This is a genomic window from Chryseobacterium vietnamense (assembly GCF_031454475.1).
Classification (GTDB): domain Bacteria; phylum Bacteroidota; class Bacteroidia; order Flavobacteriales; family Weeksellaceae; genus Chryseobacterium; species Chryseobacterium vietnamense.
The window spans coordinates 16,698-33,781 of sequence record NZ_JAVDQX010000012.1 but is presented as its reverse complement, the minus strand read 5'-3'; the positions used below and the strand labels follow the sequence as shown (position 1 = coordinate 33,781).

General features: G+C 36.8%; 9 protein-coding genes. 1 reads left to right on the top strand and 8 read right to left on the bottom strand.

Annotated features, from left to right (window positions below; genetic code table 11):
* Positions 1-1,177 precede the first annotated feature (1,177 nt).
* On the top strand, positions 1,178-2,656 hold the full coding sequence (locus J2786_RS22865) for a helix-turn-helix transcriptional regulator (RefSeq protein ID WP_047433168.1): 1,479 nt from the start codon (positions 1,178-1,180) through the stop codon (positions 2,654-2,656).
* Positions 2,657-2,763: 107 nt separating this feature from the next.
* Here J2786_RS22865 and J2786_RS22860 read toward each other — a convergent pair whose 3' ends face one another.
* The 8 genes from J2786_RS22860 to J2786_RS22825 form a co-directional block, all read right to left on the bottom strand.
* Positions 2,764-3,603: an SH3 domain-containing protein gene (locus J2786_RS22860; protein ID WP_047433395.1), complete on the bottom strand. Its 840-nt coding sequence runs from the start codon at positions 3,601-3,603 to the stop codon at positions 2,764-2,766.
* Positions 3,604-3,624: 21 nt separating this feature from the next.
* Positions 3,625-4,452, bottom strand: a complete 828-nt coding sequence (prmA, locus tag J2786_RS22855; protein ID WP_047433171.1) for a 50S ribosomal protein L11 methyltransferase — start codon at positions 4,450-4,452, stop codon at positions 3,625-3,627.
* 801 nt (positions 4,453-5,253) lie between these two features.
* Positions 5,254-5,967: a 3-ketoacyl-ACP reductase gene (locus J2786_RS22850; RefSeq protein ID WP_047433175.1), complete on the bottom strand. Its 714-nt coding sequence runs from the start codon at positions 5,965-5,967 to the stop codon at positions 5,254-5,256.
* Between the two features lie 353 nt (positions 5,968-6,320).
* On the bottom strand, positions 6,321-7,883 hold the full coding sequence (locus J2786_RS22845) for a calcineurin-like phosphoesterase C-terminal domain-containing protein (protein WP_047433396.1): 1,563 nt from the start codon (positions 7,881-7,883) through the stop codon (positions 6,321-6,323).
* 66 nt (positions 7,884-7,949) lie between these two features.
* Complete coding sequence (locus J2786_RS22840; RefSeq protein WP_047433178.1) at positions 7,950-9,398, bottom strand: SusD/RagB family nutrient-binding outer membrane lipoprotein; 1,449 nt, start codon at positions 9,396-9,398, stop codon at positions 7,950-7,952.
* Between the two features lie 11 nt (positions 9,399-9,409).
* Positions 9,410-12,373: a SusC/RagA family TonB-linked outer membrane protein gene (locus J2786_RS22835; RefSeq protein WP_047433180.1), complete on the bottom strand. Its 2,964-nt coding sequence runs from the start codon at positions 12,371-12,373 to the stop codon at positions 9,410-9,412.
* A gap of 484 nt (positions 12,374-12,857) precedes the next feature.
* Complete coding sequence (locus J2786_RS22830; RefSeq protein ID WP_047433397.1) at positions 12,858-13,604, bottom strand: glycerophosphodiester phosphodiesterase family protein; 747 nt, start codon at positions 13,602-13,604, stop codon at positions 12,858-12,860.
* 164 nt (positions 13,605-13,768) lie between these two features.
* Complete coding sequence (locus tag J2786_RS22825; protein ID WP_047433181.1) at positions 13,769-16,852, bottom strand: TonB-dependent receptor; 3,084 nt, start codon at positions 16,850-16,852, stop codon at positions 13,769-13,771.
* Positions 16,853-17,084: the final 232 nt, after the last annotated feature.

Genomic DNA, 17,084 nt, shown 5'->3' with positions numbered 1-17,084 from the left:
TCTTTTTTGTTTTAGAAACTTACATTTCTTACTTTATAATCCAACAATGTTAATGAATCAAACAGGATACAGCATCCCGATTTCAATCGGGACGGTCAAAGGTTCGAATCCTTTCGCGCTCACTTAAAGACTTACTAGAAATAGTAGGTCTTTTTTGTTTTTAGAAGCTTACACTTCTTATTTTATAATCCAACAATGTCAATGAATCAAACAGGATATAGCATCCCGATTTCAATCGGGACGGCAAGGGCTCGAATCCTTTCGCGCTCACTTTAAGACTTACTAGAAATAGTAGGTCTTTTTTGTTTTTAGAAGCTTACACTTCTTATTTTATAATCCAACAATGTTAATAAATCAAACAGGATATAGCATCCCGATTTCAATCGGGACGGCAAGGGCTCGAATCCTTTCGCGCTCACTTTAAGACTTACTAGAAATAGCAGGTCTTTTTTGCTTTTAGAAGCTTACACTTCTTATTTTATAATCCAACAATATTAATAAATCAAACAGGATAGAGCATCCCGATTCCAATCGGGACGGTCAAAGGTTCGAATCCTTTCGCGCTCACTTTAAGACCTACTGAAAACAATAAGTCATTTTTGTTGTATTTAAATATTTCACAGCAAATTCTAATACATCTCCGGTTTAATGGTATAAAAACAATATGTACTGACATGTCTCATTGACTTTTATTCTCATCTTCATTCCCATTTACACCTAATAACTTTAGAAAATAGTGAGCCATGCCAGACAATAAAATTATTTTTCACCCCTTTCTTAAACCTCGCACAAACCAGTCGCAACAGCAATTTCTATTACAAAACCTATATACTGCGCGCAAACCGTGAATATACATCATATATACAACCTCCTAATTCACCTTCACAGACAAGGGGTAAAAATAGTATGATGTATCTGTGATGTATTCTCTTATTTCCTTAATTCTTTTTTTTTTTTCAAATTGCACCAGATTATCGATTCTAAAACACAAGATTGATCAAAAAAAACTTAATGATGCCTACAGGTGGGGTTAATAATCCCACCTGTTTTTTCACCAATGTTAGCCTTAATTACAAAGAATTAATAAGCTGCAGTTTACAGTATAATGAAATTCACTTTTACCTTGCATTATATCGAATTCCTGTATTACCCTTAATACAATATTTATTCTACAACCATGAAATCTTTGAAAAATTTTAATAGAATAATCTACTGCCTTATTTTTATATGCTGTTGTTCTAAACTATTTTCACAGCATCACAGTATACAGCAAATAGATACTTTACTCATAAAAACAAATGAGGAACTCAGAACCCAAATATCCAACAAGGATCTGATCATTTGGAATCAAAAAATTATAAAAGAAGCTATTCAAAATAATTATCCTAAAGGAGAAGCCTGGGGGTATGCTAATATTGCGAATCGCCTCTGGCTGGTAGGAGAATTTAAAAAGGCTATAGAATACCTGAACTACGCAGAGGAAAAATCAAAAAAGATTAATGATGACTTTCTTGCCGGGAAAATTAATCAGGAGTATTCACAGGTTTACAACAGGATGAATCTACCTAAAATGGCTTTAGATTATAATTTAAAAGCCATGAGATCTGCTTTAAGATTAAAAAAAGATAATCAGGATTGTCGTTTTTTTTTACGGTATGTTTATTCAACCCGAGCCGTTTATTTCAACGGAATTGAACGGTCGGATTCCTCACTTATCTATCTCCACAAGGCAATGAAAATAGATCCTAATCCTTTAGATGTAGCCCATATAGCGAGTCACTATACAAAATACAAGTGGAATTCAGATTCAGCTAATTATTATTTTAAAAAAGCCTTTGATCTGGTAGAAACAAAAAGGTTTAAGCATAATAAATACCAAAGAGCTACAGTCTTAAATGATTACGGCATTTTTATGCAAGTTCAGAAAAAAAACAATGAGGCTATTGATGCTTTCACAAAATCTGCTGCACTGGCAAAAGAAATCAACCGACCTCAGCTGGTTTTAAGTAATTATAAATTACTTGCTTCAGTGTATAAAGAGCTTAAAGAACCTGATAAAGAAGTTGAATATTTAAACAAAGCAACCTCACTAAAAGATAGTATAGATAATGATCAAAGCAAAGCTATCACATTAGCCTTTAATAAAATATCCAAGAAAGAAGAAGAAGAAAAAAAACAAAAAACTAAATTTCAGACCGCTTTATGGTATGGAGGAATTTCATTGTTAATCGTTACAGTATTGTCTCTTTATTTTTATCTGCAGATTAAAAAAAAGAAAAAAAGGCTTATCGAAAGCAAAACAATTATTCTACAGCAGGAAGAAGAAGCAAAAATTCTCAAAAGAAAGCTCAATGAAAATCATGATCAGCTCATTCAGCTGGCAAAGAAAAACAGTGCTGGTTTTTTAGCATTATTTCAGGAAACTTACCCTGAGGTTTCCCAGCTGCTTTTAAAAATCAACCCTTATCTTTCCCTCTCCGATTTATCTTTCAGTGCTATGATATTCCTGGGGTTCTCTTCAAAAGAAATTGCACAGTATTCTTCCATGGAGCACAGATCTGTGCAAACGAAGAAATACCGCTTACGCAAAAAACTAAATCTTGAAGCAGAGACTGATCTCTATCAATTTATCAGATCAATATCTGAGGTTCAATAAATATGATACTGATTATCTTCCGAAGTAATAAATGAGTTTAATCCTGATATTAAATTAAAAGTCCCTCAACCTTAAGTGAGGGATTTTTAATTTAATAAATATTGATTTTATTTCAATTTGTAAGTATTGCCATTCCAAAGATAAGTTTTGGAAGAATGTTTTTTCTTCTCTCTTTCTTTTTCATCTACTTCCATATCTTCCACTTTTAAAATAAATGCATTAGGAATTCCATCTTTATCATTAGGAAAAATAAATTCTTCACTGTGATAGAAAGCACCGGCATCCCCTACGTTTGTTAATTGCGGAAGAGCAATCAGTTTTTTATCTTTAAAAAGAACATACTGATCATAGCCTGCAATTCCACAGGCTTCTCCGGAAACCATTGCTTTTAAGGTGAATTCAACATTCTGCAGTTTATGATTGCTTTCTATAGTGAATGCTGCTGAACTTAGCTCCTCTCCTCTTCCTGTATCAAAATACACCTCATCTATAAGTGTATTTCCTTCCATTACTTTTATTCCGGCGATGTTTTGCTTTTCAATCTGATTAAATTCTTTATTCTTCCTGTCAATTGTTTTAGAAAGCCCAAAGAGGAAATCATAGCCGTTTTTGTTACGGTATCCTACACAAAGATTACCTCCCCAGACATATCCTTCCACTGTATTTTCTCCCTTCTGATAAGAGATCTTATACCAATTAGCATTTCTTTCTCCCAGTTTCAGGACTGCATTTTCTTTTGTAAGAATCATGACCTGTTGATTGGTCTGCAGTGAATCGATAATCTGAGCATTCACTCCGGGATCTGATCTTACGCGGGTCCAGTCTGTAAAAATCTTTTGCGTTTTATTTTCCTCAAACCCAAAGATTCCATCTGCATATACTTCATTTTCCTGAGCTGTAAAAAGTTGCAACATCATTAAAAATAAAGCTGTCCATAAAGTTTTCATATTCATATTTTGTTTTTGGTGCTATTTTTCAAGAAGAAGGCTAACCCATTCTTCACGCTGTAACTGCTTTTTCAATTCAAGACCGCTTTCTTTACATACTTCCAGAATATCATCTACATCAAAGAAACACAATCCTGAAAGCAGCAGTTTTCCACCGTCATTTAAAACTGAAACATAGGTTGGGATGTCTGAGATCAGGATATTTCTGTTGATATTGGCTAAAATGATATCATAATTCTCTTTTCCTAAATTTTCAGCAGTTCCCTGTTCAATATCAAGTTCTACATTATTTCTTACGGCATTTTCTTTGGAGTTTTCTACTGACCATTCATCAATGTCAATTGCTTTTGTATCTCCCGCGCCTTGCTGCTTTGCATAAATGGCCAGTACGGAAGTTCCGCATCCCATATCCAATACTTTTTTGCCATTGAAATCAATATCCATCATTTGCTGGATCATCAGATGGGTTGTAGGGTGATGTCCCGTTCCGAAAGACATTTTAGGCTGAATAATAATTTCATGCATTCCCGGTACAGATTCATGGAACTCTGCTCTGATCAATACTTTGTCATCGATATTGATAGGAGAGAAATTCTTTTCCCATTCTTCGTTCCAGTTGATGTTTGGCATTTCTTCGAAAGAATATTCGATTTTTACGTTTTCGTTTTCAAAGATCGGAAGGGTTTTCAACTGATCTTCGTGAAACAAATCTGTCTGGATATATCCTAAAATTCCGTCAATTTCTTCTGTAAAGCTGTCAAAACCTATTTCTATAAGTTCTGCCATTAAAATCTCATTCCAGGGTTGTAATGGAGAAATTTTGAAATTGAATTCTAAATAATTTTGCATGTGACTAATTTGCTGCAAAAATACTAATGTTATTACGGTAAAAAAAATGATGGAGTCAATTTTGGCTGAAACCGGGGGTTTTTATATTTTTTTTAATTGTGGATGTGGTAAAAAGTTTATTTGGGAAGTTTTTTCCCACAGATTACACGGATGACACAGATGATTGCGCATAGTATATTCAATAGAGGCGGGCTTTAGCCCGTCTTAAAAAATCATGAAAAATTCCATTGGCTTTAGCCAAAACTTATTATAAAAGACTAGAGACAAATTCCCGTGTTATTTTTTGAAAGGTAATGTAGATTTTTTTGAAAAGTGAAAGATTACAAGTTTTGACTAAAATCATATCGTGCTGATTAAAAGAAAAGCTGAAACCGGGGAGTTGTATGTTTTCTTAGCATGAAAATGCATTGAAGAATCTCATATTTTTAACTATGAATAAATTCTTCCTTCGTCAGAATAGCACTTTGGAAATAGTCCGCTTTATGGAATGAATGTTATGGGAAAGTTTATTGGGAAGTTTTTTCCCACAGATTACACGGATGACACAGATGATTGCGCATAGTATATTCAATAGAGGCGGGTTAAATCCCAACTTATTAAAAAATTTGAATAAATATTAGGATTGTTTTTTGAGAAGCTAAAAATTTTAAGCTTTGACTAAAGTCATATAGTACTGAATAAAAGAAAAGCGGGCTAAAGCCCGCTTCTATTGAATTTTATCATTCAAGCCAGATTAAAATGGTTCTTTGTAAAGTTTTAAACATTAAACTCTAAACCTTGAACTTTAAATTTTAAACCCTATTATGGATTTGTAGAGAAAATAGAACCATTTGCGATTAATGCTCTTCTGTTCATTTTCAGGATATCTCTTACCCATTCTGCAAAGTCTTCAGGCTGTAATACTTTATCAGGATTTCCGTCCGTAAGACCTCCCTGAATGCTCATATCTGAAGCTATGGTACTTGGAGTCAGAGTAATTACACGGATGTTTTGTTTTCTCCATTCTGCCATCATCGATTGAGAAAGAGATACTACGGCTGCTTTTGAAGCTGCGTATGCCGACATATTAGGGCCACCTTTCAGACCTGCAGTGGAGGCTACGTTAACGATATCACCTTCTCCTTTAGCTTTCATAAATGGATAAGCTGCCCTGGCTGCATAATACACCCCGAAAAGATTGGTTTTGATAACCTGCTCCCATGTTTCGGAAGGCATTTCTTCAATGGAACCAAAGTCTCCGATTCCTGCGTTGTTGATTAAAATATCAATCCCTCCCAATTGCTCTGCTAAAGATTCTATTCCAGCTTTTACCTGAATTTCATTGTCTACAGAAAATACTGCATAGGCGGAATGTACTCCTAATTTTTTGATTTCTTCAACCGTCATTTTAAGGTTCTCCTCGTTTCTTCCTGTAATGGCAACGTTTACTCCTTCATTGGCTAAAGCTAATGCTACAGCTTTTCCTAATCCTCTTCCACCACCTGTTACAATGGCATTTTTTCCGTTTATATTCATAGTAATGATACTTTTCTTGATACAAAGTTACGAAAGAACATTTTTACGAAGCATTGAAAACATAGATTTAACTTATATTTTATTTAACCACAAAAGTCACAAAAGATGATTAACATTGTGAAATTTAAAAGTTGTAATCACTCTTCATAAAAGTCCACCTAAGATGAAACATATATTTTTTTATATAAAACCTATGTGTACTTTATTAAGCTTAAAATTACAGCTTAAAAAAATTGAGTTTTTAAAAACTTTTGTGACTTTTGTGGTTTATCTATGCTTCATCAAAAATTAAAACCGGCTCATGGGAACCGGTTTCAAAATCTAAAAAAGGTATAGTAAAAAAAATAAAAAGCTTAAGGAATCTGGATTGAATTCTGTACTTCAAACTCTTCTGAAGCTGAAAATTCATTTCCATACATGTCAACAGCTTTCACCTCAACTTTATGTTTTCCCAATGATAATTTCTTAGGAAAATCAGCTTCCCAGATGTGTTTTGACATTTCAGGGTTGGAAGGTCTTCTTCCGGGAAAAATTTTATCTGTAGAATCCCATTTGAAAACGGAAAGGGCAAAGTTCGGGTCTATGGTTTCATCATATTCCATTTCTTCCCATTTTCCTCCGTCTATTCTGTATTCTACTTTGTCTTTTTTGCTTCCCATGAAGAAATTAGCCAGTACTTTGGCAGAGGTTCTTGAGGAAGGAATTACTTTCGGAACATACAACTTGATCTGATAATCTTCCGGTTTTCCGGCTGTTCTGTATTTTACTTTATACTGATTGTCTGTAAAGCTGATGAAAGAATATCCTTTTGCCGTTCCGTCTCTCATGGTGGAAGTAGGAAGCCCTGCATCATCCGGTGTTCCTGAATACCAGTCGCCACAAGTAGTTCCTACATTATATTCGTGCAGTTCTTTGATTCCGTTCCAGCCTGCTTTTTTTCCATAGAAAATCTGCTGTTGAATATGCGTATGTGCTGATAAAAGCAATACATTCCGGAAAGGATTTAAGAAATCAAATAATTTCTGACGGTCTGCATTTCTGAAATTGTCTTCGTTGTTATGCTCCAGCGGAATATGGAAAGAGATCACGATCAGTTTATTTTTATCAACCAGTTTCAGATCGTTTTCAATAAACTGAAACTGGTCTTCACGAAATCCACCCCAATATCCTTTGCCGTCTCTCGGATCCGGGTAAAGAATGTCATCCAGAATGATGAAATGTACATTCCCATAGTTGAAAGAGTAATTGGCTGGACCAAAATTGGATTCAAAGGTTTCGTCGGAAAGCCTGTCTTCCTTTGCATCATAGTTCATGTCATGGTTTCCCATCACATTATACCAGGGCAGTCCGACTTCTTTCATAACATCTGCATAAGGCTTCTGAAGACTTAAATTATCTCCTACCAAGTCTCCCAGACTGATTCCTAATACTGCATTTTTCTTCGTATTCTTCACTTCATTTACAATTCCTCTTTTGAAGTAATCCAGTTCTTTTTCTGTGTAAGGCTGTGGATCTCCGAAAACAAGGATATCAAAATTTTTGTCTTCATTTTGCTTATAAAGCGGGAAATCCAGTTCTTTAGGAAGATCGCCTGTAGGAGTTACCCCTTTGTATTTAAAATCTGCGGGAGATCCTTTTGGCTTATGATGATAATAAAACTGTGGAAGGTTGTTCGCATTTAAAGCAGTCTGATATCCTGAAGGCTTGATGACAAAAATAGTCTGATCTTCCTGAACCGGAAGACTGTATCTACCGTTTTTATCGGTAAGAACTACCTGAATGCCATTAGAAACAGCTACGCCTTCAATTCCTTTTTCGCGGTTTTCTTTCTTTTGATTTTTGTTGCCGTCTTCGTATACATATCCGGAAACAGAGGTTTGTGAGAACGCCATTGCTGAAACCAGCATACAAGGCATTAAAAGTTTTATATTGATACTCATTTTTTAATCTTTAAATTATTTTCAATTTTTAAATTCAATTTATTATTTATTCCACCACATTTTCACGTTGATATTGTCTCCTCCCATCGATTGTACAGCCGTGTTATAATTATCTGTATTCATCACTTTTGTAGCGGTAGGATACATGAATCTCACAGGCATTTGCCCGCCGTTCTGAAGCCCTCCGTTATTAGGAAGTACCGGAAGTTTTGTACGTCTGTATTCATACCACTGCTGATGGTCAACAAAAAACAGGGAAATGTATTTCTGAAGCATAATTTTTTCCAGAGAACCGTCATAAGCTACTTTAGGATTGCTGAAATAATTGGCCGGAACTGTTGCACCCCATTGTTCAATAATAGATTTCACTCCTGTTTCGTAGTAGGTCTGCTGGTTTCCCGCGATGATTCCTTTATTGACTAATTCTGCCAGGATAAACTGAACTTCAGAATAGGTCATGATTAAAATCTTTAAAGGTGCTTTCGCCAGATTCTGGTTCAAATTAGAAGGCTGATAATTGAAAGCTGTTCCCAAAGCGTATCCGGAAGGAGCTCCTTTATAGCCAAGATCTTCTCCTGATGTTGCTTTCGCTTTTGTAAAAAACATACTCAGTCTAGGATCATTATTATCTTTCATGGCATTCACAAAGAATTCACCTGCTGCCCTGTACGCTGTAAAATCCTGTGGACGGGCTATTGGCGGCAGGTAGGGAGATATTCCGGAAAGAGGCAGCACGGCACTGTCTGTGTTATTCTGGAAAATTGGATATTGAGCGGGATTATTGACAATTTCCTGGATTCTTTCGTATACATTCACTTCTCCGTTCCGGCTTAGTATTCTGGTTAACAACCTTAATGAAAGAGAATTACAGAATTTTTTCCATCCTAAAATCCCGGTCTGGCTGTTGGTATTGGCATTATAAAACAGATCTGTTTCCGTTAATACCTGATTGGTATTGAATAATGAGTTGGCTGTTTTCAGGTCATTTAACAGCTGGATGTAGACCTCTTTCTGCTTATCATATTTCGGTTTTAAAATATTTTCTTCAACTCTTAATGCTTCAGATAAAGGTATATCACCAAAAGCATCAGTAAGGTTGGAAGCAATCCATGCATTCAGGACCATTGAAATAGCCAGGTAATTATTATTCTGTTCTTTGGCTGCATATTTTCTCAGGTCACTTACCTGCTTAAGCCATCTGTAGGAAGTATTCCAGTAGCCATTGCCACTTTTTTCGTCCATATAATATCTGCTGTAGGAATTTCCTTCATTGGGAAAGTCTAAAGCAATCTGCATGATATCAAAAGTGAAATCATCTGCCCTGTTGTAGCCATAACTTCCCATTTCATACTGGATGGGAGCAAGAAGGCTGCCAACGGAAGGGTCTTTAACCTTACTGGTATCTGTATTCATTTCATCGAATGTTCTGTCACAGGATTGAAGCATGAAAACAGAAACTACCAATGTCAGATGTATGATTATTTTTTTCATTTTTAAAGATTTTAGAATTTAAGATTTAACTGAAAACCAACTGTTCTTGCTGTTGGAAGCTGCCCCATTTCCACTCCCGGAGTGATGGTTGCGTTGTCCAGTGTAGCCACTTCAGGGTCAAACATTGGAAACTTGGTCCACATCCACAGGTTCTTTCCGAAAATGGCAATGGTAAGATCATCCAGACCTATAGATTTTATGGTCTCTTTCGGGAATGAATAGGCAATTCTTGCGTCTCTCAGTTTTATAAAATCTGTGCTGAAGCTGTTAGTTTCCACATTGGCTCTTCTGTAATAATCTCCGTAGTAAGAAGATACCAGTACTCCTTTTGTATTCGTACTAAAGGTTCCGTCAGGGTTCTGAACCACGCCGTCTCCTACAATCATTCCGCCTGGATTGTCTCTTCCCGGAAGGGTAGATTTCAGCTTACCTTGCTCAGACATTTTATGATGCGACTGAGAATACGCAATACCACCATACTGACCATCAAATGAGAAGCTTATTGTAAAGTTTTTGATTCTGAAATCATTTTGAAGCCCGGCTCTCCATTTCGGGAATGCATTCCCTACTTTTTCAATATCTGTAGGTCTTGCGGGAAGTCCGTTATCACCATAAATTACTTTTCCTTCTGGATTTCTCAGTAGTTTAAAACCATACATGTCTCCCAATGAACCGCCTACTTCCATTTTATAGAAGACTACATCTCCTACATTGGAAACAATTCCGTCGAATCCTTCAGGTAAGGTCATTACCCTGTTTTCGTTGGTAGACCAGTTTCCCCCTACTTTCCATGAGAAATCTTTACCTCTTATGGCTAAGATATCTGCTGAGAGTTCCAAACCTCTGTTTCGGATTTTTCCTGCATTGATGATCCTTTTGGAATATCCTGCTTCGGTGGGCAATGATACAGGGATAATCTGATTTTCACTGAAATTCTGGTAAGCAGTCAGATTAAGGTTCAACCTGTTTTTGAAAAGGCTGAAATCCATACCGGCTTCAATATTGGTATTTTTTTCAGGTTTAAGAGATGGATTATTAAAGGTTGTAGGTGCTACCACACTTCCTGTAATGTTACTGGCTGTATAATAATTATCCAAAAGATAAGGATCACTGTCTATCCCTACTTTTGCCCATGAAGCTCTCAGTTTCCATAAGTTCAGGTTATTGCTTTTCAGATTAAAAATGTCTGAAAGAATGAAACTGGTACTCACTGAAGGATAAAAGAAGGATCTGTTTTGCTTGGGAAGTGTAGAACTCCAGTCGTTTCTTCCGGTAACATCCACAAATATTTTATTGTCATATCCCAGAGTAAGCAATCCGTACACACTGTCGACATGTTTATCTCTTGGCGCCGGATATTTAACAGGAATATTGAGCGCATTGGTAAGGCTGTATTCTCCTGCTGTTTTCAATCCGATGGCCTGATAATCATTCAGGAGATATTCATTATAACGGATACTTCCCCCTGCAGAGGCGGAAATACTGAATTTATTCCAGTCTGCTTTATAAGAAAATAAAAGGTCGTTATTATATTCCTGGTTTTTGATAAACTGTTCTCTGTAGAAACCTTTCAGGTAATTGGCAGAACTCCATGGTCTTTTGGTCGTTCTTTTTTCATTCAGGATTTCAATACCGGACCTCAGCATTAAACTGAAATTTTTATTAAACTGATAATCTGCAGTGATATTTCCTGTAATGGTTTTCTTTCTGACTCCATTCAGCATTTCGTAAGCAATCATATAAGGATTATCAATGTAGGAACTGAACGGATGAATCTGATCAACCTGCTCCTGACCTGGTTTCCAAACCGGTTTGTACCATTCAAGATCTACATTGGGATTTTGGAAGATCATGAAGTAGGAGATCGACTGGTTGTTGTATCCTGTTGCAGGAAGGTTATCACTGGTAGTAGTGTTGTAGGCAAATTTTGTTGAAATTTTTAATTTTTGGGTAAGCTGATGGGCAAATGACAAGGCAAAATTGAACCTGTCGAAGCCTGTATTAGGCATCATCCACTCGTTATTAAGGTAAGTCAATGACGTCCTGAAACTTGTTTTCTCGTTGGAGCTTTCTACGGAAATGCTGTTTGAGTAAGTAGATCCTGTTCTCCAGAAACCTTTGATATTATTTTCATAAGGTCTCCACAATTGTCTTTCCTTGCTTTGTCCCATCACATCAGGATCGTATTGGAAATAATACTGTCCGGCGAATTTAGGACCGAAAGCACTACTGGTTCCTCCTGTACTTGGACCATCCGGGGAAAGACCATAAGAATAATAGAAGTTTCCTGCTGTATTGGTTGCCAGTGTTCCCTGCCCATACTCGTATTGCCAATCCGGCCATTTCAGTACAGAATCAAAGCTCGAGGAAGAGTTAAAAGTGACCCTCAGTTTTCCGTTCTTTGTTTTTCCTGACTTTGTGGTGATCATTAAAGCTCCGTTGGCGGCACGGGAACCGTATAATGCAGCAGCAGAAGCACCTTTCAGTACAGTTACAGATTCGATGTCGTCCGGATTGATACTGTTCAGACCGTTTCCAAGGTCGATAGGAACATCACCTCCGGATCCTGCTCCATACGCTGCCGTGCCGGAACCTGTGGTAGAATTTCCCAATGGCACTCCATCCACTACAATAAGAGCATAGTTATGATCCATCATAATGGATTTCTCTCCTCTCAATGTAATTCTCGAAGTACCAAGAGGTCCTGCTCCGGCAGTCTGAATTTTTAGACCTGCCACTTTCCCTTCCATTGATTGCGCCCAGTTGTTATTCTGGGTTTCTTCAAATGTTTTGGCATCTACTTTTTCGGCAACATACCCTAAAGCCCTGTCGTGTCTTTTGATTCCCAAAGCAGTTACCACTACTTCGTCAAGTCCTTTAACTGTGTCTTTTTTAGCTTTCTGCTGCGCTGTCAGGTTGACGCTGACCAATCCTAACAGCGACAAAACCAACAGTTTTTGTGTCTCTTTACGCATTTCCTTTTTGTTTGCGCAAAATTAGAACGACATTACAAGGATAGCCTTAACATAGTTTTAACGTTTCTTAAAAATTTATTAAACCATATATTAATCAAGTCTTAATAACATTGGATAAAAACCTCAATACTAACCATTTAAGCAATTATGTATTTTTAATGCAGTATCAAAGCATCATTTACGTATCTTTATTGTCTTTACTTGAGATAATACTACACAAAACAAGTAAAATACTGATTTTTAAATAAATACATTAAATTTAATCATGTTTTTTAATATTCCTGGATATAATGAATTTATCCCCAAAAAGACACAGTCTGCCTTTTATAAAGGGCAGACTGTGTAAATTGCTACTTGTTGAGAATTTGATTTGAGAGGTGTTGTAAACAACCCCGTCAAAAATTCTTTGAATTTTTGCCACCCCTCCGGAGGAGGGGAATATTTCGTCCTTCAGTGGTAATAATTCTGAAAGATTTTAAACTTTTTATTTGTTTTTCAGCTGATCAGGAATATTAGTTGTTACGAACCCGATTCCTTGTTTTTTCAGTTCGTCATATACGGCAACATCATTCACGGTCCATGAATTGGTAATTAATCCTAATGCTTTTGCATCAGCAATCCAGGTTGGATTTTTCTGGAAAACGCTGTAGTGATAGTCCATACCGTCCAATCCTTCTTTTTTGATCTGTTCAGGAGACAGCTCGCCGTTCAGGTACTGAACTTTAAAAGCTGGAGCCAGTTTTTTGATCTCTTTACAGATATTAAGACTAAAAGAAATAAACTCACTTTGAGATTCCAATTTCATGTCTTTGATCATTTTGATGGTTTTCTGCGTGATCTCTTTTTCAATTTCCGGAGTTTTTGCAGGTTTGATCTCGACAATCAGTTTCAGAGATTTATCTTTTTTTCCTTGCTTTAAATAATCTTTTAAAGTTGGAAAATTTTCTCCATTGGCTAATTTCAATGCTTCCAATTCTTTGAAGGTAGCTTCTGAAATTTCCATTTTACCGTGATGTTCATCGTGGTTGATCACCAATACACCATCTTTTGTCATTCTTACATCAAATTCAGACCCATATATTTTTAATTTCTGGGCATTCTCCAGGGATTGAAGTGAATTCTCCGTTGTAGGAGGCTGAGCCTGGAAATATCCTCTGTGGGCAATAATCTGGGTTTGTGCTTTCATCATAACTGTACTTAAAACTGCTAACCCTAAGATAAAATTTTTCATAATATAAATTAAATTATTAAAAATAAAGTTGTGAACTTCCTGATAAAGGTAGTTATTAAAAAATGAAAACCACAAAGACATAAAAGATTTACGGACTCAGCTAAGTGAGATTACAATAGCCGGCTCAATTCTTTTATATCTTCAGTGGTTAACAAAGGTAAAAGTTAGAAACTGTATTTCGCACCGATTTGGATCTGGTATGGATTTCCTGTCATTGGAACCAAACCTCCTCCACTTACGTTTTTGGTGTATTCGTACTGCATCGTATCTTTATTGAATCTTGTTACTTTATACAGAGAGGTATTTCCATATGAGTTGTTGACACCCCATTCTTTATTAAGAAGGTTTGCTACGTTGAAGATATCTACAGAAAGTTCGAAAGCTCCTACTTTATCAAATTTAATTTTTTTCGCTACACGTACATCCCAAACTCCATAGAAACCATTTTTACCTCCGTTACGTTCTGCTATTTTTCCGTTGTATTCAGTGATGTAATCTTTCAGAGCTTGTCCTACCTGTGGATCATCCAGAACGGATTGGGTAAGATTCGGGAAGATAAAAGCAAGGTCGTTGGAATCTACAAAGTCTCCGTTGATATTCCCTCCTGTTGTTGCTGAGAAACGGGTTCCCCCGATCCCAGAATATCTGATTCCTACTGTAAAGCCTGCAATGGTAGGAGAGTTTCCATAGATAACCACTTTATTACGGAACTGATTGTCAGAATAGGTCATTCTTAAATCTCTCGGATCACTCTGAATCATCGTAGACAATGTTGCAGAGTTGGCTACGTTTCCGTTATATGAAGTATTGTCTTTAATGTCAGACCATGTATAACTTGCAGTGATTTCTCCATCTTTCCAGTAACGGTAACTTGTATCAATGACGAATGAGAACTGGTTTACTTTACCATCGCTCACCAATTCGAGTACTCTTCCGAAATTATTATTGATTCTGCCCTGTTTCCAGTCGAAGCTTACACTGTTATTAGCATTATTGGTAATGGCACCTGTAGGGATAAACACTCCTCTTCCTCCTTCATTAGCTAAGGTAAAGAATGGATTGGCAACCATGTTTCTGTCGTAGTAGTAATAATTATTTCTACCTAAAGCCATGTATCCTGCGATTCCCGCTCTGAATCTTTCATTGAAGAAATGGGTATAGGAAATATTCGCTTTATAAACAATTGGAATTTTTGCGTCTTTACCCGTATAGTTAATGGTTGGAATCTGCTTCTGGGAAAGAGATGGAACCGATCCATAATCATTTCTGTAACTGTTGAAATCCGGGAACGGAACATCTTTACCTGTTACATCCACTGTAGCCAGATGCTTTCCATCGAATACAAGGTTGTTGATAATCATGTAATTGTTGATATCCGAAGAGAAAATTCCGGCACCGAACTTCAGGAAGTCTTTGTTTCCTTCATTGATATTCCAGTCAAACTGGAATCTTGGCTGGATTACGAATGATTTGATCTGATTATCTGTTCTGATTCCCATTTCATCAAACAGCTTCTGGTTGAATTCTGCTTTCGGGTAACCACTGTAGTCTAATCTTAAACCAGCCATTAAATCAAGCCCTTTGGCCACTTTGGTCTGGAATTGCCCATAAAGACCGATGTTCCAGATGTTTGATCTTACAGACGGATCGGCCATCAAAGGAACTTCTCTGTAGAATCGGTAAGGGGTCATTGCATCAAAATTACTCATTCCCTGGAAGTGGAATCTTCCGTTTACCTCACTTCCGTATACCGATTTTGCGGTTGTATACATAAGATCTGCCCCGAAAGTATACTTTACCTTATCGGTATTGTAATATAGGTTATCTACGATCTGGAATACATTATTTCTAAAGCTTTCCTGGGCAAAACGGTGTCCTCCGATCTGAATATTCGTAGATCCTGCACTGGAAGATACTCCTTCAACTATAGCCCTCGGAACAGGTTTTCCTAATTGATTGTTCTGATAACTGTCCTGGAAAGTATAAAGATACTGCGCCTTTAATTCGTTAGTTAAATTAGGCTGCAGGTTTGATCTTAAGGTTAATAATAAGCTGTTATCAAGGTTTTTATCATTTCCATAAGATTCAAAGAAATTGATATTGGTATTGTCACCCAAACCGTTTTTATTAAGATCATAGGTAAAGTTATTTCTTAATGTCAATAGATTTTTCTCATTGATCTGCCAGTCTAAACGTAAAAATCCGGCATCCGAGTTTCTTACTTTGTCAAAACTTCCAAACTGAGGACCGCTTCCTACTCCATATTTTGCTCTGGCAATATCCACAAACTGATTAAGCGTCTGCGTGGTGGTATTGAATCTCTTCTCATCATCCGGAGATTTGATATCCGCAATCACCAATGGTCTTGAATCCAGCTGGTGATCCCATGCTACGAAGAAGTGTAATTTATTTTTAATGATGGGTCCACCTAATGAAAACCCGAACTGGGAAGTAGAGAAATCATTATCTCTTTTGTTTCCTCTGATGTCATATGGACTGGAAAGCCAGTTGGTTCTTAAATATTCCCATGCACTTCCTGAAAATTTATTGGTTCCTGATTTGGTAACAGCACTTACGGTTCCTCCTCCACTTCTTCCCAATGTAACGTCATATTGGTTGGTTGTGATTTTGAATTCACGTACTGCTTCAATGGAAATTGAAAACGGTGCACCGCTTCGGCTGGTAGTAGATCCTGCAGAAGTGGGATTTTTTGCGGTCATCCCATCAATCGTAAAGTTGGTGGAAGATCCAAGCTGGCCGGAAAGGTTTCCTCCTTTTCCACTTAGCGGAGACAGTTCTGTAAGGTTGGTAAAGTTTCGTCCATTCACCGGAAGTATACTGATATTTTTAGCAGAAATTGCTGTGGCTGCTCCCAGGTTTCCGATTTTGTTTTTAAGGTTTCCTGTAATTTTTACTTCCTCAATAGCCTTTTCGTTCCCCAGATCCATATTGACAGTCACCTGATCACCGAAGTTCACACTGTAACCTTCTTTTTTATCATCGTTTACAATGACAGTGTAAGGCCCTCCAAGAGGAATTTCTTTAAAAATATATTCCCCTTTTGAGTTGGTTTCCGTTTCCGTTCTGAATCCTGTGGACTCATTTACGATCGTCACTTTCACTTTTTCCTGAGCCGTACTTCCCGGTCCGGTAACTTTCCCTACAATAGAAGCCTGCGTGGTCTGTGCATAAGCCATTGTCCCAAGCCCTAAAAACAATAATCCCAGTACAATCTTTACTTTTTTCATTTCTTCCGAAGATCTTTATGATTAATTTTTTGATATTCGCCAGGAAACCTCTTTGATTTTCACACTGATAAATCATTATAAGGTTTCTTTAATCAGATGTGCAAAGGTATTTTGACTTTGAGCGCGGGGTGTTTAAGAAAGTTTTAACATTTTTTTAATTAAATCAGAACGTTATGTTAAATTACTTTAAACACATGTTTTAATTTATGCAAAACCAGTCAGTTAAAGCATA